This is a genomic window from Streptomyces sp. NRRL S-495 (assembly GCF_000966955.1).
Classification (GTDB): Bacteria; Actinomycetota; Actinomycetes; order Streptomycetales; family Streptomycetaceae; genus Kitasatospora; species Kitasatospora purpeofusca.
In genome coordinates, this window is the sequence record NZ_JZWY01000318.1 from 1 (window position 1) to 465 (window position 465).

Genomic DNA, 465 nt, shown 5'->3' on the forward strand with positions numbered 1-465 from the left:
GCGGGGGTGCCGTCCCGGCTGCCGCCGGTGGGGGCCGCGTTCGGGCGGCGGCCCCCACCGGCGGGCGCTCCGGTCGGTGGTCCGGCTGGTGGTCCGGTCGGCGGCCCCGGGCGCGGCTCAGGTGCCGGCGAGCGGGAGGGAGGCGGACACCACCTGGCCCATCGCCACCGCGCGCTCCAGTGCCTGGCGCAGCAGGTCCTCGCGCGGCTGTCGGCCGACCGTCCCGGCCGGGACGGCGTACATGGTCACCTCGCCGAGCTGGTTGGCGGCGAACCGCCAGGCATCGGTCACCTGGAGCGGCTGGTGGGCCTGCCACCAGCCGGTGCTGCCCCCGGCCGCGGCCGGCTGGAGGATCGCGTGCAGCTTGCCCATCGCCACCAGCACCGACCAGCCGGGCAGCTGGTCCGGCGTCTTGTCGAGGTCGGCGACCGGCTGGAAGCCCGCGTCCTGGAGCAGGTCGAGGAA

The 465-nt window shown here is 77.6% G+C and carries 1 pseudogene; it reads right to left on the reverse strand.

Going from position 1 to position 465, the window contains the following annotated elements:
* Window positions 1-117: 117 nt before the first annotated feature.
* Window positions 118-465: pseudogene (locus VR45_RS17485) on the reverse strand (hypothetical protein); the annotation flags it as partial.